Origin of the sequence: Hymenobacter metallicola, from assembly GCF_004745645.1 — a bacterium.
GTDB lineage: Bacteria > Bacteroidota > Bacteroidia > Cytophagales > Hymenobacteraceae > Hymenobacter > Hymenobacter metallicola.
Map to the genome: position 1 here is coordinate 1051380 of NZ_SRMB01000001.1, position 17677 is coordinate 1069056.

At 58.3% G+C, this 17677-nt stretch carries 17 protein-coding genes; 10 read left to right on the forward strand and 7 right to left on the reverse strand.

Going from position 1 to position 17677, the window contains the following annotated elements; translation table 11 throughout:
- Window positions 1-25 precede the first annotated feature (25 nt).
- The 6 genes from E5K02_RS04410 to E5K02_RS04435 form a co-directional block, all read right to left on the reverse strand.
- On the reverse strand, window positions 26-385 hold the full coding sequence (locus E5K02_RS04410; RefSeq protein WP_135392450.1) for a hypothetical protein: 360 nt from the start codon (window positions 383-385) through the stop codon (window positions 26-28).
- A 232-nt stretch (window positions 386-617) separates the two neighbouring features.
- Complete coding sequence (locus E5K02_RS04415) at window positions 618-983, reverse strand: hypothetical protein (protein WP_135392452.1); 366 nt, start codon at window positions 981-983, stop codon at window positions 618-620.
- 305 nt (window positions 984-1288) lie between these two features.
- Window positions 1289-3196 (reverse strand): OmpA family protein, encoded by a 1908-nt coding sequence (locus tag E5K02_RS04420; RefSeq protein ID WP_240737147.1) that lies wholly within the window; start codon window positions 3194-3196, stop codon window positions 1289-1291.
- Window positions 3197-3249: 53 nt separating this feature from the next.
- Window positions 3250-3900 carry a 7-carboxy-7-deazaguanine synthase QueE gene (locus tag E5K02_RS04425; RefSeq protein ID WP_394346415.1) on the reverse strand — a complete coding sequence of 217 codons (651 nt, stop codon included), beginning with the start codon at window positions 3898-3900 and terminating at the stop codon, window positions 3250-3252.
- Between the two features lie 139 nt (window positions 3901-4039).
- Entirely contained in the window at window positions 4040-4954 is a 915-nt protein-coding gene (locus tag E5K02_RS04430) for a bifunctional 5,10-methylenetetrahydrofolate dehydrogenase/5,10-methenyltetrahydrofolate cyclohydrolase (RefSeq protein ID WP_135392454.1), read from the reverse strand.
- Between the two features lie 15 nt (window positions 4955-4969).
- Window positions 4970-5167, reverse strand: a complete 198-nt coding sequence (locus E5K02_RS04435) for a hypothetical protein (RefSeq protein WP_135392456.1) — start codon at window positions 5165-5167, stop codon at window positions 4970-4972.
- A gap of 78 nt (window positions 5168-5245) precedes the next feature.
- Here E5K02_RS04435 and E5K02_RS04440 point away from each other — a divergent pair, with 78 nt between their 5' ends.
- Window positions 5246-5650 (forward strand): DUF5684 domain-containing protein, encoded by a 405-nt coding sequence (locus tag E5K02_RS04440; RefSeq protein ID WP_135392458.1) that lies wholly within the window; start codon window positions 5246-5248, stop codon window positions 5648-5650.
- 58 nt (window positions 5651-5708) lie between these two features.
- Here the strand turns inward: E5K02_RS04440 and lepA are convergent, their stop codons facing one another.
- A complete protein-coding gene (lepA, locus tag E5K02_RS04445; RefSeq protein WP_135392460.1) occupies window positions 5709-7496 on the reverse strand; it encodes a translation elongation factor 4 in 1788 nt (595 codons plus the stop codon).
- A gap of 133 nt (window positions 7497-7629) precedes the next feature.
- Between lepA and E5K02_RS04450 the strand changes: the two genes are divergently transcribed.
- The 9 genes from E5K02_RS04450 (at window position 7630) to E5K02_RS04485 (ending at window position 17263) form a co-directional block, all read left to right on the forward strand.
- Window positions 7630-8469: a hypothetical protein gene (locus tag E5K02_RS04450; RefSeq protein ID WP_135392462.1), complete on the forward strand. Its 840-nt coding sequence runs from the start codon at window positions 7630-7632 to the stop codon at window positions 8467-8469.
- Window positions 8470-8531: 62 nt separating this feature from the next.
- Window positions 8532-8942 (forward strand): GlcG/HbpS family heme-binding protein, encoded by a 411-nt coding sequence (locus E5K02_RS04455; RefSeq protein WP_135392464.1) that lies wholly within the window; start codon window positions 8532-8534, stop codon window positions 8940-8942.
- A 173-nt stretch (window positions 8943-9115) separates the two neighbouring features.
- A complete protein-coding gene (locus tag E5K02_RS04460; protein ID WP_135392466.1) occupies window positions 9116-9469 on the forward strand; it encodes a hypothetical protein in 354 nt (117 codons plus the stop codon).
- 208 nt (window positions 9470-9677) lie between these two features.
- Complete coding sequence (locus E5K02_RS04465; RefSeq protein ID WP_135392468.1) at window positions 9678-10541, forward strand: carboxypeptidase-like regulatory domain-containing protein; 864 nt, start codon at window positions 9678-9680, stop codon at window positions 10539-10541.
- Between the two features lie 131 nt (window positions 10542-10672).
- Window positions 10673-11542, forward strand: coding sequence for a carboxypeptidase-like regulatory domain-containing protein (locus E5K02_RS04470; RefSeq protein ID WP_167856279.1), 870 nt, complete (start codon window positions 10673-10675; stop codon window positions 11540-11542).
- 762 nt (window positions 11543-12304) lie between these two features.
- A complete protein-coding gene (locus tag E5K02_RS25450; protein ID WP_167856280.1) occupies window positions 12305-12478 on the forward strand; it encodes a hypothetical protein in 174 nt (57 codons plus the stop codon).
- Between the two features lie 90 nt (window positions 12479-12568).
- Entirely contained in the window at window positions 12569-16045 is a 3477-nt protein-coding gene (locus tag E5K02_RS04475; RefSeq protein ID WP_135392471.1) for a methylmalonyl-CoA mutase family protein, read from the forward strand.
- Between the two features lie 73 nt (window positions 16046-16118).
- Complete coding sequence (locus tag E5K02_RS04480; protein WP_135392473.1) at window positions 16119-16481, forward strand: hypothetical protein; 363 nt, start codon at window positions 16119-16121, stop codon at window positions 16479-16481.
- 224 nt (window positions 16482-16705) lie between these two features.
- Entirely contained in the window at window positions 16706-17263 is a 558-nt protein-coding gene (locus tag E5K02_RS04485; protein ID WP_135392475.1) for a transposase, read from the forward strand.
- The last annotated feature ends 414 nt before the right edge of the window (window positions 17264-17677 follow it).

Here is a 17677-nt window from a genome sequence, read left to right on the forward strand (position 1 = left end):
GGCCCACCTATGCTAAACGCTCAGTTTAACGCCCGTTAAAGGCCGTCACATTTAGTTTCGACTGCGTATAGGCAGCCATCTGCCGAGGCCAGAGAATGGCCGCTAAATCCCACTCGTAATGCATCTGAACTTCGGCCATATGCTCATCAAAGGCGGGGGTTCCGGCAAAGCGCGCCTTGATATCGGCTACTTCGCTCAGCATGCGCAGGTTGAGCTGCTTTACTTTCAGATACTGCCCCTCGTCCAGCTTGGTCGTTTCCGACATCCGACGGGTCAGTACGGCGGCCCGCCCTTTCAACGAAGGTTCGTCGCTGCCGCTAGCCTGCGACATTAGAGGAGTTGCCAGGCCCGCTAGCAGCAGGGTAATCATGTACACTTTTTTCATAACGGTGAAGAAGGGTGGAAAGGTTGAGTGTAGTGGATTGGGCCCCTATTACCTTGACAACCAAAGCACTGAGGCTACGCGTACCGTTATTTAAATATAGCACTTATCGTAAACAAAGGCAATAAAATCCTAATATTTCTCTGTTAAGTAAAGGATACAGCACCTGTCCGGAAACCCCGCTTGTATGCCGAAGCCTGTTGTGTTGGCAGGCTTCGGCATTAGCTAAGGTTGCCTAACGGGTGCCGCCCAGGGCCGTCATGCTTGACCGGGCCTGCTGGTACACGGCAAACTGCGCCGGGCGCAGCAGCGAGGCCAGCTCCATTTCGTAGCGCGACTGAGCGCTAGCCAATTGCTGGTCCATGATAGCGGGGTCGGCAGCGAATCGGGTTTTCAGGTCATCCATTTCAGTCAGCATGCGCAGGTTGAGCTGCTTGACCTTTAGGTACTGGCCTTCGTCCAGACGCGCCTTTTCGGCCATGGTGCGGGTCAGGGCCGTGGCCCGAGACTGAATGCCCGAAGGACCGTCGGTGTCATTAGAGGCCAAGGCAACACGTTGCGAAGCCAAGGCCAGCAAAGCGAGAAAATAGACTTTTTTCATAACGGTGAAAGATGTGGATGGATAGATGATGATTTCTTCCAGGTAGTGCTTCTGCTAGAGGGGTAACAATGGGCTTGGTACCTGTTTAACCCACTTCCACCAATCTGGCTGAAGAACGACCAAACATATGGCTAAATATTTAATAAAACAATGATTTTTTATAACTATTTTATTCAATCACTTTCATGCCGATTAGCTATCCTATTGATTACCAGTCTAGTAATAATCCTACCACAAAGGCATACTACAATAAAAAAACCCGGCAGAGATCTGCCGGGTTTACTTGTACATCTTCCTGTCGGGTCTTACAGAATCTTGAGCTCAATCCGCCGGTTCTGCTGCCGATGCGCGTCCGAATCGTTGGGTGCCAAGGGTTTGGTTTCCCCGTACCCCTTGTAGCGCAGCCGGGTTGCTTTCACTCCATGCTCAATGAGGTAATTATACACGGCCCGCGCCCGGTTTTGCGACAGGGTGATGTTGTCCGCGTCGGCGCCCACATCGTCGGTGTGGCCCGAAACCTCTACCTGCACCTCCTGGTACTGCCGCATAAACTGAATCAGGCGGTTTAACTCCGTGCGCGAAGTTGGCTTAAGATCAAACTGATTCGTGTCGAAGAACAGGTTGTTGAGCACGATGCTGCGTCCTGCCCGCAGCGGCTCCAGGTAGATATCGAGCGTGAGGGGGTCGAAGGTGCGCTTGTCGGAGTAGTCGAAGCTCAGGCTCTTCATTAAATACTTGTCGGCTACGGCGTACATGGCATACTGCCGGCCTTCGTTGAGCACCACTGTATAGTCCCCATCTTCCGAGTCGGAAGTCACGTACTGCGTAAGCTCATCCGTGAGCAGGTCGAACAGCTGCACATCGGCTTTGATGGGCTTTTTGGTAATGGCATCGAATACCCGCCCCTGCGTGTACGTACTGGTTTCGCGGGCTTTCACGGGCTGGGGCACTTCAAAGGCAAATAACTCCACGGGCCGGTCGCGCTCGGCTTTTACGCCAGCTTCGGGGGCGCGGGAGCGGGAGCAAAAGCCGCGGCGGTTATCCGAAGAAATAAACAGGGAGGCTTCGTTTTCAAAAGTATTGAGCGGGTAGCCCAGGTTCTGGGGCTCACTCCACTTGTTGCCCGTTTGCAACTCACAGCGAAACACGTCGAGCCCGCCCATGCCCACTAGCCCATCGGTTACGTAGTACAGCGTGGTGCCACTGGCGTGAATAAATGGAGCCATATCCTTGCCCGGGGTATTGACCGGCTCCCCCAGGTTTTTGGCTACGCTCCAGCTACCGTCGTTCTGCAGAGTCGACACGTACAGGTCTTCCTGGCCTTTGCCGCCGCGCCGGGTAGAGGTAAAATAGAGCGTGCGGCCATCCGCCGACAACGTGGGCTGGGAGTCCCATTCCACCGAATTGACATTGCGGCCCAGGTTCTGGGGCTTGCTCCAGGTGTTGCCAGTACGCCGGGAGATGTACAAGTCGCAGTTTCCTACGGCATTGGGACGGTCGCAGGAAGCGAAAACCAGGGTCTTGCCATCCCCGGATATACTGCCGGCTCCTTCGTTATAGCTCGTATTGATGGCCGGCGAAATTGAAACGGGGTTGCCCAAGGATCCATCCTTGTTTTGCTTGGCAATAAACAGGTCCTCGTTGCTTTCCACCTTGGGCCGGGCCGTGTACACCAAGAAACGGTTGTCGGCCGTCAGGGCGGGAAAGTACTGGTACCGGAAGGTATTCATCGGCTCGGTCAGCCGCGTGGGCTCCAGGCCAACGGGATTGGCCATGGCCTTGACGGCGTACTCGCAGTTGAGCACCTGCCGCTGGGCCCGAAACACGAGCCGCTGCCCTTTAGGGGCCGTTTTGATAAACCGCTTGTAGTTTTCGCCCGCCGTGGTGTAATCCCCAAAGCTCATCGCCAGATCGGCTAGGGTATGGTAGTCCAGGGAACGAGCCGGATTGAGCGGGAGCTTGCTTAGCCCGTCGCGGTAGGCTTCGAAGGCACCCCGATTTTCGCCCATGGCCTTGAGCAAGGAGCCTTTCATCACATACGGCTCCCCCAGCGACGGGAATTTCTGGTTTAGCGTGGTCAGCGTTTCAATAGCTTTGTCGAACTGCCGGTCCCGGGCCTGGGCCTGGGCTTTATCGTACAGATTCTTGGCTTTGGTATTGGTGCTCGACAGCTTGTTCTGAGCTCCGGCCTGCGTGGGCAGGAAGAAACCCATACCAAATAGTAGCAAAAGGGGAATTGGTAGCAAACGGCGCATAGGGCAGGAAGCTACGGAATATCGAGGTATTTATGCGTCTGCAAGGACACCTGCCAACGCGGATTCTCTTTCACGTAATCTACTATCAACGGCATCATTTGCGGGGCTTTGCTCCACTCGGGCTGTAAGTAGAGCCGCGTGTGCTCACCAACCAGGGCCGCGTGCTGCTCGGCCCACTGAAAGTCGCTTTTGTTGAATACAATGATCTTCAGCTCGTGAGCTTGGGCTAGTACTGACGGCAGCGGGGCTTTGAACTTCTTGGGCGAAACGCAAATCCAGTCCCACTCGCCCGTGAGCGGGTAGGCGCCGGAAGTCTCAATCCAGTTCTGACAGCCCGCCGCGTGTAGCGCCGCCGTAAGCTGGGTCAAATCGTGCATAAGGGGCTCACCGCCGGTAATAACCACATTGCGGCCCGCATGGGCCGTTGCGGCAGCCACCATATCGGTAATGGTGACGCGCGGATGGGCATCCGCATCCCACGATTCTTTCACGTCGCACCAGACGCAGCCAACGTCGCAGCCACCCAGGCGCAGAAAGTACGCGGCACGGCCGGTGTTGTAGCCTTCGCCCTGAATCGTGTAAAACTGCTCCATCAGGGGCAGCGCGGCCACCGCCGGCTCTGCGGCCAGGGGCGCCGACGTAAGTGGAAGTACGTGCAGCAAAACGAGAGAAAAACGGGTAAGTCCGGCGGCAGCCCAAGCAGGCAAAGCGCGTCAGCACTCAGCTCCTGAACCGCAACCGGACCTCAAAAGTACGATAACCGCCTGTATTTCGAAAGGTTGGCAGCCTATTTCCTGCCGCTTAGCGTGGGTACACCTCCCCTTTGGCCGCCCGCAGCGTGTTGAGCAGCAGCATGGCAATGGTCATGGGCCCCACGCCGCCCGGTACGGGCGTAATGTAGCTGGCCTTGGGAGCTACTTCCTCGAAGTTGACGTCGCCCTTTAAAGCCCAGCCAGCCTTCTTCGTAGCATCTTCCACCCGGGTCGTACCCACGTCAATCACCACGGCCCCGGGCTGCACCATGTCGGCCGTGACGAAGCCGGGGCGGCCCAGGGCGGCTACCACGATGTCGGCGGTGCGGGTGATTTCAGCTAGGTTCTGGGTGCGGGAGTGGCATAAAGTAACCGTGCAGTTGCCTGGCTCCAAGTTCTTGGCCAGCAGAATACTAACCGGCGTACCTACAATATTACTACGTCCGATAACTACGCAGTGCTTGCCGTCGGTTACCAGCTCGTAGCGGCGCAGCAGCTCCACAATGCCCGAGGGCGTAGCGGGCAGCAGGGCCGGTAAGCCCGCCACCATCCGGCCAATGTTCATCGGGTGGAAACCGTCGACGTCTTTCTCCGGCCGCACAGCCTCGATAACCTTATTGGTGTCGATGTGCTTGGGCAGGGGCAGCTGCACGATGAAGCCGTCGATCTGCTCGTCCCGGTTGAGTTCCTCCACCTTGGCCAGCAACTCGGCTTCGGTGATAGAGTCTTCGTAGCGCAGCAAGGTGCTCTCGAAGCCGACCCGCTCGCAGGCCAGCACTTTGTTGCGCACGTAGGTTTCCGAGCCGCCGTCGTGGCCGACGAGGATGGCGGCCAGGTGGGGCACTTTCTGGCCGGCGGCTTTGCGCTGGGCAACTTCGGCGGCAATTTCCACCTTGATATCTTCGGCAGTCTGCTTGCCGTCGATGAGGCGGTAGGTGGCGGGGGCTTCAGGAGCAGTGGTCATGCGGAGTTGAGTTGGTTATACTAATCCTTGATCGGGGTTCGGGGTCGTGGGGTGCGTTTCTTCGTGGCGGGCTATGGCGGCGGCTCCTTCGGTTAGAATGGCTTGCTCCATCTGGGGCCAATCGTCCCTCCACCGAAACTTGCGTTCCTGGCCTTTGCGAATTTTTTCTAACTGCGCTTCGCTTGTGCAGTTCTTGGTCAGGCTGTTTGACATCTTCTTTAAATCAATGTTTATTAGGAAAAATCTATATTGCAACCTCAATCATTCACCAACCATTCACTTTTCGTTCTTATGGAAGACAACACACCGGGGGTCTTTGCAGGTATTTTTGGTTCGTTATTCTACTTGGCCTTTATCGTTCTGATTGTGGCCGGAATGTGGAAGATGTTTGAAAAAGCGGGTAAGCCCGGCTGGGCATCCCTCATTCCGATCTACAACCTAATCGTCATGCACGAAATCATTGGGCGGGAAACGTGGAAGATCATTCTGTATTTGGTTCCCTTTGTTAACATCTACTTCTACATCACCCTGTTTGTGAGCATGTGTAAGTCGTATGGCAAAACAGGCCTGGGAAACTATTTAGCCATGATTTTCTTCAGCTTCGTTTACATTCCGTATCTGGGCTTCTCTTCCGACGTACGGTACGTAGGACCGGTAGAGGGCGCAACGGCTAATTCGATGAATCCAGCCGTATAAGGGCCTTTAAGTGAGCAAAAACAAAAAGGGGCGGCTCCATGGAGCCGCCCCTTTTTTATCAATCTAGTTTGAGTACTGCCAAGAAAGCTTCTTGGGGAATCTCGACGGAACCCACCGAGCGCATCCGCTTCTTGCCTTCTTTCTGCTTTTCAAGCAGCTTGCGCTTGCGGCTGATGTCGCCGCCGTAGCACTTGGCAATTACGTTTTTGCGCAGGGCCTTCACCGTTTCACGGGCAATGATTTTCTGCCCGATGGACGCCTGAATGGCAATGTCGAACATCTGGCGGGGCAGCAGCTCGCGCAGCTTCTCGCAGATGCGCTTGCCCCACTCGTAGCTCTTAGAGCGGTGCACGATGGCCGACAGAGCATCGACTTTCTCGCCGTTGAGCATGATGTCGAGCTTCACCATATCCGACTCGCGGAAGCCGATCAGCTCGTAGTCCAGGGAGGCGTAGCCGCGGCTGATGGTTTTGAGCTTGTCGAAGAAGTCGAACACGATTTCGGACAAAGGCAGCTCGAAGTTCATTTCCACCCGGTCGGAAGTCAGGTAGCTCTGGCCCTTGATGATGCCGCGCTTCTCCATGCACAGGGTAATGATGGCGCCTACATAATCGGAAGCCGTGATGATCTGGGCTTTGATGTAGGGCTCCTCGATGTGCTTAATCAGGTTCGGCTCCGGCATTTCCGAAGGCGCGTTGATGGTCAGCAGCTGGTCCTTGGTGCCGGTGGCGTGAAACTGCACGCTGGGCACGGTGGTGATGACCGTCATGTTGAACTCGCGCTCCAGGCGCTCCTGCACGATTTCCATGTGCAGCATGCCCAGAAAGCCGCAGCGGAAGCCGAAACCCAGGGCCGCCGAGGTTTCGGGCTCCCACACCAGGGAGGCGTCGTTGAGTTGCAGCTTTTCCATGCTGGAGCGCAGCTCTTCGTACTCGGTGGTATCGACGGGGTAGATACCGGCAAATACCATGGGCTTCACGTCCTCGAAGCCTACAATGGCCTCCTGCGTGGGGCGGGCCACGTGCGTAATCGTGTCCCCGACCTTTACTTCCCGGGCTTCCTTGATGCCCGAAATCAGGTAGCCCACGTTGCCGGCCGCAATTTCCTGGCGGGGCTCCTGGTTGAGGCCCAGAATCCCGATTTCGTCGGCGCCGTATTCCTTGCCCGTGGCCATGAAGCGGAGCTTGTCGCCCTTGCGCATGGTGCCGTTCTTGATACGGAACAGCACCTCGATGCCGCGGTAGGAGTTGAAGACCGAGTCAAAGATCAAAGCCTGCAGCGGAGCTTCCGGGTCGCCTTTCGGGGCCGGGATACGGTCACAGATGGCGTTCAGAATGTCCTCGATGCCGATGCCCGACTTGCCCGAAGCGGGAATGATTTCGTCCCGGTCGCAGCCGATCAGGTCCACGATTTCGTCGGAAACTTCCTCCGGCATGGCGTGGGGCAAATCGATTTTGTTGAGCACCGGAATGATGGTCAGATCGGAGCCGATGGCCAGGTAGAGGTTGGAAATCGTCTGGGCCTCAATACCCTGCGAGGAATCGACGATCAGCAGGGCGCCTTCGCAGGCGGCAATGGAGCGCGACACCTCGTAGCTAAAGTCGACGTGGCCGGGGGTATCAATCAGATTGAGCGTGTACATCTCCCCCTTGTAGGGGTACTGCATCTGGATGGCGTGGCTCTTGATGGTGATGCCTCGCTCCCGCTCCAGATCCATGTTATCGAGCAGCTGGGCCTGCATGTCGCGCTTCGACACGGTGCTGGTGAATTCCAGGAGCCGGTCGGCCAACGTGCTTTTGCCGTGGTCGATGTGGGCAATGATGCAGAAATTGCGAATGTTCTTCACTGATGGCGTATTTTCAAAGACGAAGGTAGGCAAAACCGCCCGCAAATGCTATTCGGGGCCCGCAGTGGCCTGCTGGAACACAACCCCAGACTCCCTACTTTTAGTCCGAGTTCCTGCTTTTTATTTCCCCTGTATGTCTGCTCCGGCTCCGGTTGTCAGTTCCGGCACCTCTTCCAAAACGGCTATTACTGCCCTTAATAGCACTATTATATACGTGCTGGCCTATATGCTGGCCCAGGGCAGTTACCAGCTCGCTACCGTGGCCATGGCCCGCCGCCTGAGCATTCCCGGGGTGTGGCGCCTGAGCAGCATCCAGTTTCGCATCACCGACCCGGAGTGGTGGCGCTCGGCCGTCCTGGCCGTGTATGGCATCGGCCCAACGGTCTGCGCCCTGCTGGCCGTAGGGGCCGGGCTCTGGTTCTGGCACCGGGCCCGGCAGCGGAAAGGGCTGTTCAAGCTGTTTCTACTCTGGCTCACGCTGCACAGTGCCAACCTGGTGCTGGGGGCCCTGGTAGCCGATACGTTTCTGGAAAACTGGGCCTGGTACATTCCCAGCTGGCTGTTCCTGGCCGGCAATATCCCGAACGTTATCCTAGCTGTCGTAGCCGGCCTGCTGCAGCTGGTGCTGGGCTACTTTGCCGCCATCGGCTTTTTGCAAAGCCACGACTCCATTACGCTGATGCAGTACCATAACCGCCGCCAGCTTATCCTGGTCGGTATTCTGGTGCCCTGGGTGGTAGGCAGCCTGTTGCTGGCGGCCCTGAAGTGGCCCGAGCTGAGCCGCAACGAGGCCCTGCACTTTCTGGTAATGGGCCTGCTGCTGGGGCCTATGGCGGTGAAAAGCGCCCAGGAGCTGTTCGAATTTACCATTCCCGAGCCCAAACGCACTCAGCTGGCCCTGGGCTTACTCGTGCTGGCGGGCCTGGTGGGCCTGGGCTGGCGGCTAGTACTCGGCGCAGGGGTAACTTTCTAGGCAGTGCGCTTAACCTTCTAGCCAAGCCAGGGTTATTGAGGCTCATCCAACCTATCTCTAGTATGAGTATTTTACTTGAACAAGCCCAGGCAGCCGTGCACGCTGCGCAGCAAAAATCCCTGGAAATGGGCGTTAAAATGAATATTGCCGTGGTCGATGCCGGGGCCAACCTGACCGCCTTTGCCCGCATGGACGGCGCCTGGCTCGGCTCGCTGGACATCTCTATCAAAAAGGCGAAGACGGCCCGCTTTTTCGATATGCCCACCGGCGAGCTGGGCAAAATTTCTCAGCCCGGCGGCCCGCTCTTCAATATTGAGCACTCCAACGGCGGCCTGATTACCTTTCCCGGCGGCCTTCCCATTACCGACAGCAACGGCCGCGTGATTGGTGCCATTGGCGTCTCGGGTAGCACCGTGGAAGACGACCACGCCGTGGCCCAGGCCGGCGTAGCGGCCGTGCGCGACGTGCGCTAAATCACCCCAAGCTGCTTGTGACGAACAGCCGGACCTCCCAGCAGAGGCCCGGCTGTTTTGGTTTTCGGGGGTTAAGCTCCGCCTTAACGAAAGCTCAGCCGGCGCGTACTTTCAGCTATACTCCGGGCACTTGCTGAGTGCCTCACTCTTACCACTTAAACCACACAACAGCCATGAGCGTCAATCTTAATACCGCGGCCGTAGCCTATGCCAAACAGTTGATTCAGGACGGCAAAATCAAGAACGACGAAGGGCATTGGGGTAAGCATAACCCCGATTCGGGCGACGAAAACAAGTTCCTGGAAAAGCACGAAATGGCGGAGTACGCCAACTGGCACCTGGGTCAGGATGCCAGCAAGGGTGAAGACACCAAGGGCCGCTACAAGTTTCCCTACGGCGACTTTAAGACCGTGCACCGCGACGGACTCATTGCCGCCAAGGAACGGGCTGCCCAGCAGGGCTACCATGACATTGAAAAAGCGGCCGACGAGCTGCTCCAGGCTTTAGAGAAAAAGGCGGCTAAGTAGCCGCCCCTCCCCGCACCCTATCTTTCAGCCAGCCGATGGGCCGGCTGGCTGGCTTTCGCACGGGCAGTAACTACGATAAAGACAGACCTAGCAGAAAAATTCATAGATATGTTGGTCAACGCTTTGCGCTGAAGACTCTCGGGCCGGTGGAAGGGCCATGCAACGCGAAGCCGTTCGGGTTTACTCTTAGCAGCAAACCCTTCTGCCCATGCCCACTTTTCGCTACCTGCTGCTTCTGCTGTTGCTGAGCTACTGCTACCACGCACCGGCCCAAACGTCTACTACCGGTCAGGTGAGTACGGCGGCCGGTGCCCCGGTGCCCTACGCCTCGGTGGGGGTGCAGGGCAAGGCTGTTGGTACCGTAGCCGACGCGGGCGGAGCCTTTGCGCTGGCTACCCTCGGCTCAGCCGCCCCTACCGATACGGTGGTAGTGTCCTGCGTGGGCTACCAGGCCCGCAAGCTGCGGCTCGCCGAGCTGCGGCAACGCCCCGTGGTCGTGCTGGCGCTGGTCCCGGCCCCGTTGCGGGAAGTGCAGGTGCGCCACGCTAAAGTTACGCCCGGCACCCTGGGGCGCACCAAAACCGGGGGAACGGCGCACTGGTCAACCAGCATCCGCGACATTTCCGAAGCCGACGGCAACCGGGGCTGGGAAGTGGCCACGCTGCTGCCCATCCGCAAGAGCTGTTACCTGGACAGCTTCCACGTCTACATTGAGAAAAACGAGTTTGAGCTGATTCGCCTGCGCTTCAACCTTTACTCCATTGAGCGGGGTCAGCCCACCCAGCAGCTGCTCACCCAGGACGTGCAGTTTACCATTCCGGCTAACCAGACCGGCTGGATTGACGTGGACTTGACGCCCTACCATCTGCACCTAGCCAAAGGCCAGCGCGTGGCCGCCGGCATTCAGTGGCTGCAGGGCCAGCAAAGCGCGCCCACTAGCCGGCAGTTCGGCGGGCCGGGGGCCTTTCCGGCGCCCCGGCACCGCTCCCTGGTTCGGGATAAAAGTGAGGCCTCCTGGCGGGCTTACCCCATTCATGTCAGTATGTACCTCGATGTGCAGACGTATAAGTAAATCCACGGAGCCGGCGGCGGCCGTATCTTTCCGATGTCGGGGCAGCCGGGGCAGCCAGAAGCAGGGGAACTGCGTAAGGACGAGCTGACGTTTACGCCCCACCATCACCCGCTCTGCCTTTGCCGCCCTTCGTGTCTCGCCGATTCCCCCACCTGCTGGCAGGGCTGCTCCTGCTGCTGTTCGCTACTCCCACCTGGGCCCAAACGGTAACCGTAACGGGGCAGGTAGTCAATGCCCAAACCCAGGAGCCCGTACCCTTCGCCATCCTCGGGGTGCGGGGCAAGGCCATCGGCACCGCCGCCGATGAGCAGGGCCGCTACCTGCTGCGCCTCCCCCCGGATTTGCGCGATACCCTGATTGTATCCTGCGTAGGCTTCGAGCCCCGCCTGGTGCCGCCGACCCAGCTCGTGGCCGGGCAACGCGTGTTTCAGCTCACGCCCCAGGCACAGGTTCTGAAGGGAGTCACCATCCAAAGCCGCAAAGTGAAGCCCGGCAAGCTGGGCCGCACTGCCGACAAGGCCGACGTGCGCTGGATGGCCGGCAGCTCGGGCAAAACCACCGTCGACGACGAATGGGGCTGGGAAATGGGCACTCTGCTCACGCCCGAGCGCCGCTCCTACCTCGAAGAGCTCCACGTCTATTTCACCGACAACAAGTACGAGCTGCTGCGCTTCCGCCTCAACCTCTATACCGTCAAAGACAACCGCCCCGACCAGCTCCTCAGCACCCAGGACGTGCAGCTCATCTGCCCGCCCACCCGCCAGGGCTGGCTCAAGCTCGACCTGCGCCCTTACAATATCGTGCTCGACGCCCAGCCCGTAGCGGCTACGCTGCAATGGCTGCAAAGCGAAAAGAAAGACCCCGAAGACAAGTACTTCTCCATCCCCGTCGTCCGCCAGAAGCAGCCCGGCATGGTGGAGCGCGAAAACGGCCACGCCGCCTGGACCGTCCACAACCTGCTCCCCAGCCTGTACTTCACCGTGTTGTCGGAGCAGAAGTAGCGGAGTTGAGAATAGCGTCTGTCATCCTGAGCCTGCAAAGGACCTTACCACTACTTTATCAACCAGAACGATGTAGAGACGCATACTTGCGTCTCATCGTCCGCGCCATTCGACCGATTATTGTTCAACGACGAGACGCAACTATGCGTCTCTACACCGGCCTTACCACCCTACGCCTAACCCAAGCAGCAAGTAGTGTGAACAGGCCAACCGCCCGCAGCGGGCTCCCGACGGCAGAAGCCGGCTTCTACCCATAAGAGTCATGTTACCTCAGTTCAACCCCATGACACCTTCCGTGAACCCCATGTCAGCTCCGTTGAGGTCCATGCCACACCTGTTGAGGCTCTTGCCACGGTATTTCAACCTTATGTCACCTCTTTGAAGGTTCATGTCAGCTCCGTCGAAGCCGGTGTCACCCTCGCTGAGGGTCCTGCCACTCTATGCAACCATCTTGTCAAGCCCATCGAGGGTCGTGCCACCCCGCCACCCCCCCATTGCCACCTCGGCCGCAGCCAATGACACTTGAGCAACCAGCCCCAGCGGGGCAGCATATGGGCAGCAAAACCAGCCCATAGTATTATTCAAGCCCCAGCGGGACGACACCACCGTTGCAACTAGTGGTGCCGCCCCGCTGGGGCTAACCCGGATAGCATACCATCCATAGAAACCTTCGTGAGAAAGCAACAGGAGAAATACTGGTCACTATTATCCGCCGCTGCGGCCCTAGGTTTACCGCCGCGAGATTGTTCTAACGCCAGAGACATGTTCGATTATGCCGAGTGGGAAGTTGGTTTTGATATCATCGTAGTGCAGCTCTACGAGTTTGACATCAAGATTACCGAGCCCTTTTTTCAGCAGGTAGAAGCTGTAGCTGCTGGAATAAATCTACCCCCGGAGAGCTACAATTTTCTAAAAGAGCTTATTCCACCTTCCTGACGTATGTAATCAACAAATAGCCCCCGCTCCCACCGCCGGGGCTTTTTTCGTACCTTCGCCTACCCAAATTCCACCCCATTCCCCCGCGCTATGCAAGCCGCTCCCGCCGCTCCCTATAAGCCGAAGAATCACATCCGCATCGTCACCGCCGCCGCCCTCTTCGACGGCCACGACGCGGCCATCAACATCATGCGCCGCATCATCCAGAGCAGCGGCGCCGAAGTCATCCACCTGGGCCACAACCGCTCGGTGCAGGAAATCGTGGATTGCGCCATCCAGGAAGATGCCCAGGCCATTGCGATTACCTCCTACCAGGGCGGCCACAACGAGTACTTCAAGTACATGTACGACCTGCTCAAGGAGCGCGGCGCGGGCCACATCCGCCTCTTCGGCGGCGGCGGCGGCGTGATTCTGCCCACCGAAATCGAGGACCTGCACGCCTACGGCATCGAGCAGATTTACTCCCCCGACGCCGGCCGCGCCATGGGCCTGCAGGGCATGATCAACGATTTGCTCCAGCGCTGCGACTTCCCCACCGGCCAAAACCTCAACGGCGAAGCGTCCCACGTCAAGGAAAAAGACGCCCGCAGCATCGGCCGCCTCATCTCCGCCGCCGAAAACTTCCCCGAAGAATTCGAGCGGGTGAAGTCCCAGCTCGTCGCCGACTTCCAGAAGTCCGAAAACGGGACGGAGACCAACAACCAACAACCAGAAACCAAAAACCAATACCAAACCCCAATATTAGGCATCACCGGCACCGGCGGCGCCGGTAAGTCGAGCCTGGTGGATGAGCTGGTGCGCCGTTTCCTGCTCGACTTCCCCGAGAAGACCATTGCCATCATCTCCGTCGACCCCTCGAAGCGCAAAACCGGCGGGGCCCTTTTGGGCGACCGGATCCGGATGAACTCCATCAACTCGCCCCGGGTCTACATGCGCAGCCTGGCCACCCGCCAGAGCAACCTGGCCCTGAGCAAGTACGTGCAGGACGCCGTCGACGTAGTCCGGGCCGCCGAGTTCGACCTCATCATCCTCGAAACCTCCGGCATTGGCCAGTCCGACACCGAAATCATCGAGCACTCCGACGCCAGCCTCTACGTGATGACGCCCGAGTACGGGGCCGCCACCCAGCTGGAGAAAATCGACATGCTCGACTTCGCCGACGTCATTGCCCTCAACAAGTTCGACAAGCGCGGCGCCCTCGACGCCCTGCGCGACGTGCGCAAGCAGTACCAGCGCAACCACGGCCTCTGGGACAAGCCCCTGGACGAGATGCCTGTCTTTGGCACCATCGCCTCGCAATTCAACGACCCGGGCATGAACCGCCTCTACCGGGCCGTGCTGCGTATGATTGAGCAGAAGACCTCCGTGCCCTTCGCCTCCCAGCTGGCCACCACCAAAGAGGATTCCGAGAAAATCTATATCATTCCGCCGCACCGCACGCGGTACCTTTCTGAAATCGCCGAAACCAACCGCCAATATGACCAGTGGGTTCTCAAACAAGCTGACACCGCTCAGCAGCTCTACGGAATCAAGCAAGCCATCGGAGCCGTCCAAAGCCTCGGCAACGCCCCTGCAGGACCTGGCCGCGGGAACGGCGGCCACGAATCCGAATCCGGAAGCCTCGTGGCCGGCCTGGAGAGGACCTTCGAGGAGGTCAAACTCCGGCTGGACGGCCAGAACTGGAAACTCCTGGAAACCTGGCCGCAAAAAGTAGCCGCCTACAAGGCCCCGGAGTTCGTCTTTAAGGTGCGCGACAAGGAAATCCGCATCCAGACCCACACCACCAGCCTGAGTAACCAGCAGATTCCCAAAGTCAGCCTGCCGCGCTACACGGCCTGGGGTGACCTCTTGCGCTGGCAGCTCCAGGAAAACGTGCCCGGCGAGTTCCCCTACACGGCCGGCGTGTTTCCCTTCAAGCGCGAGGGCGAAGACCCCACCCGCATGTTTGCCGGCGAAGGCGGCCCGGAGCGCACCAACCGTCGCTTCCACTACGTGAGCATGGGCCTGCCCGCCAAGCGCCTCTCCACGGCCTTCGACTCGGTGACCCTCTACGGCGAGGACCCCGACCACCGGCCCGACATCTACGGCAAGATCGGCAACGCCGGCGTGAGCATCTGCTGCCTCGACGACGCCAAGAAGCTCTACTCGGGCTTCAACTTGGCCAACCCCAGCACCTCGGTGTCGATGACCATCAACGGCCCCGCTGCTACCCTGGCTGCCTTCTTCATGAACGCCGCCATCGACCAGCAGTGTGAGCTCTACATCAAGGAGCAGGGCCTCGAAGCCGAAGTCGATGCTAAAATAGACCAGATCTACGCCGACAAGGGCCTCGCCCGCCCCCGCTACCAGGGCGAGTTGCCCCAGGGCAACGACGGCCTGGGCCTCATGCTGCTCGGCGTGACCGGCGACCAAGTCCTGCCCGCCGACGTGTACGCTACTATCAAAGCCCGCACGCTGAGCCAGGTGCGCGGCACCGTGCAGGCCGACATCCTCAAGGAAGACCAGGCCCAGAACACCTGCATCTTCTCCACCGAATTCGCCCTGCGCCTGATGGGCGACGTGCAGGAGTACTTTATCAAGGAGAAGGTCCGCAACTTCTACTCGGTGTCGATTTCGGGCTACCACATTGCCGAAGCCGGCGCTAACCCCCTCACCCAGCTAGCCCTGACGCTCTCCAACGGCTTTACCTTCGTGGAGTACTACGTGAGCCGGGGCATGGACGTGAACGACTTCGCCCCGAACCTGTCGTTCTTCTTCTCCAACGGTATCGACCCCGAGTACGCCGTTATCGGCCGGGTGGCGCGCCGCATCTGGGCCAAGGCCATGAAGCTCAAGTACGGCGCCAACGCCCGGAGCCAGATGTTGAAGTACCACATCCAGACCAGTGGCCGGAGCCTGCACGCCCAGGAAATCGACTTCAACGATATCCGCACCACGTTGCAGGCCCTGTACGCCATCTACGACAACTGTAACTCCCTGCACACCAACGCCTACGACGAGGCCATTACCACCCCCACCGAGGAATCGGTGCGCCGGGCCATGGCCATTCAGCTCATCATCAACCGGGAGCTGGGTTTGGCCAAAAACGAGAACCCGCTGCAAGGCTCCTTCATCATCGAGGAGCTCACCGACCTGGTGGAAGAGGCCGTGCTGATGGAGTTTGACCGCATCACCGAGCGGGGCGGCGTGCTGGGCGCCATGGAAACCATGTACCAGCGCGGCAAAATCCAGGAGGAAAGCATGCACTACGAGATGCTCAAGCACACGGGCGAGTACCCCATCATCGGCGTGAATACCTTCCTTTCCTCCAAAGGCTCGCCCACGGTGGTGCCCGCCGAGGTGATCCGGGCCACGGAAGAGGAAAAGCAGTACCAGATTGAGATGCTGCACAACCTGCACACCCGCAACCAGGACCGCAGCGCCCAGCGCCTCAAGCAGCTCCAGCAAGTCGCCATTGCCAACGGCAACCTCTTCGAGGAGCTGATGGAAACGGTGAAGTTCTGCTCGCTCGGGCAGATTACGAATGCGCTGTTTGAAGTGGGTGGGCAGTACCGGCGGAATATGTAATTTTCTATATAAACTGAAATAAAAAGGGCGCTACCTTGCCAGGGTAGCGCCCTTTTTTATAGTAGATTTCACAATGAAAAAGAACCTAAATTATTTTCAGGTGAGGTTGGAAGTCGCTTTACCCACTTCAGAATACGTATTTGGCTTCATCAATATTTCTCACATCCTTTATAGCAAGCTGACGGAAATATTTCATGAGCAGCTGGTCGAGTTTAAACAACGTTTTCTGTTTGATGATATAGGCGGCTATGTAATTGATGAATCACTTTATCAAAAGCACAAGCCGTATTTCGACCAAGAAATACCTTTTAACTTCGATTTTACCCTTTTCCAGTATAGCGTAAGCATCTGCAGCGTTAAAAGATCCGACCGCAAGAAATCTTATCATAAGCATCAGCCACCGCTACTCCCCCTGTCCGAAGCGAGTTTAACATGACGAAGCTCATAATCAGCCATAACGTGAATCCTTTACTTCCGCCGCGCCGCTCGGACTAATCCCAGCGGCATTTTCATGAACGGCACCACCGGATGTAGAGACGCATACTTGCGTCTCAATCGTTGCTGATGTTATTTATCCTGCATTATATCTAGGCGTCCTCGTTCAACGACGAGACGCAAATATGCGTCTCTACATCGTTCAGATTATCCAATTATCGAATTATGGATACAGAATTATACCACGACAAATACCGCGTGGCCTCGGCGCGGCTGCGGGGCTACGACTACGGGCAGAACGGGGCTTACTTCGTCACTATCTGCACTCAGCACCGCACCCGCTACTTCGGCGACATCACCGTGCCCGACCACGACTGGGACCGAGCCTACCTCTCACCTACGCCCGTAGCCGCGCTAGTTACCGACGGCTGGCAGCAAATTCCGCAGCGCTTCCCCTTCGTTGTGCTGGATGCCTTCATCCTCATGCCCGACCACCTGCACGGCCTGCTGCTGTTCGACAAACCCACCGAACCCAGCCCGGCCAGGCACTACGAAAACCGCTTTGCACCCCAGCGCGAGAATCTAGCCGCCATCCTGCGCGGCTTCAAAGCCGGCACCACCGGCCAGGCCCGCCGTGCTGGCCTGCCCCTCGCCTGGCAGCCCCGCTTCCACGACCGGGTCGTGCGCAGCCCCGAAGAGCTGGACAAAATCCGCCACTACATCCTTACTAACCCCACCCGCTGGCAGCACGAACAAACCGCCGAAGAAGGCCTGTTCATGTAGAGACGCATACTTGCGTCTCTATCGTTGCACGACGTCGTTGGAATGGTATCGGTATCCAAACGGTGCGGACGACGAGACGCAAGTATGCGTCTCTACATCCCAACCAGAACTTTCGCCCCCGCTCCCGCAGTCGCAGTCGCTCGACCGTGCCGAGTGACACGTATGCCGGAGGGGCTCTGCCCCGAGCGTCCCGCCCCATCTGGCGCGAGTTTAGGCGCAGCCGCAACTCGTAACTATCTATTAATATGGAGGTAATACTCCACTGCCGCCGAAGCGGCAAACCCAGAACTGCGCCGCCTGTAGTCATCTTGGCGGCGTTTTGTTGAGCTGAACCACCGGATGTAGAGCCCCCTATTTGCGTCGGGTCGTTGAATGAGCATGCCTTCATTAACCCAAGTAAACACGGATTGAAAT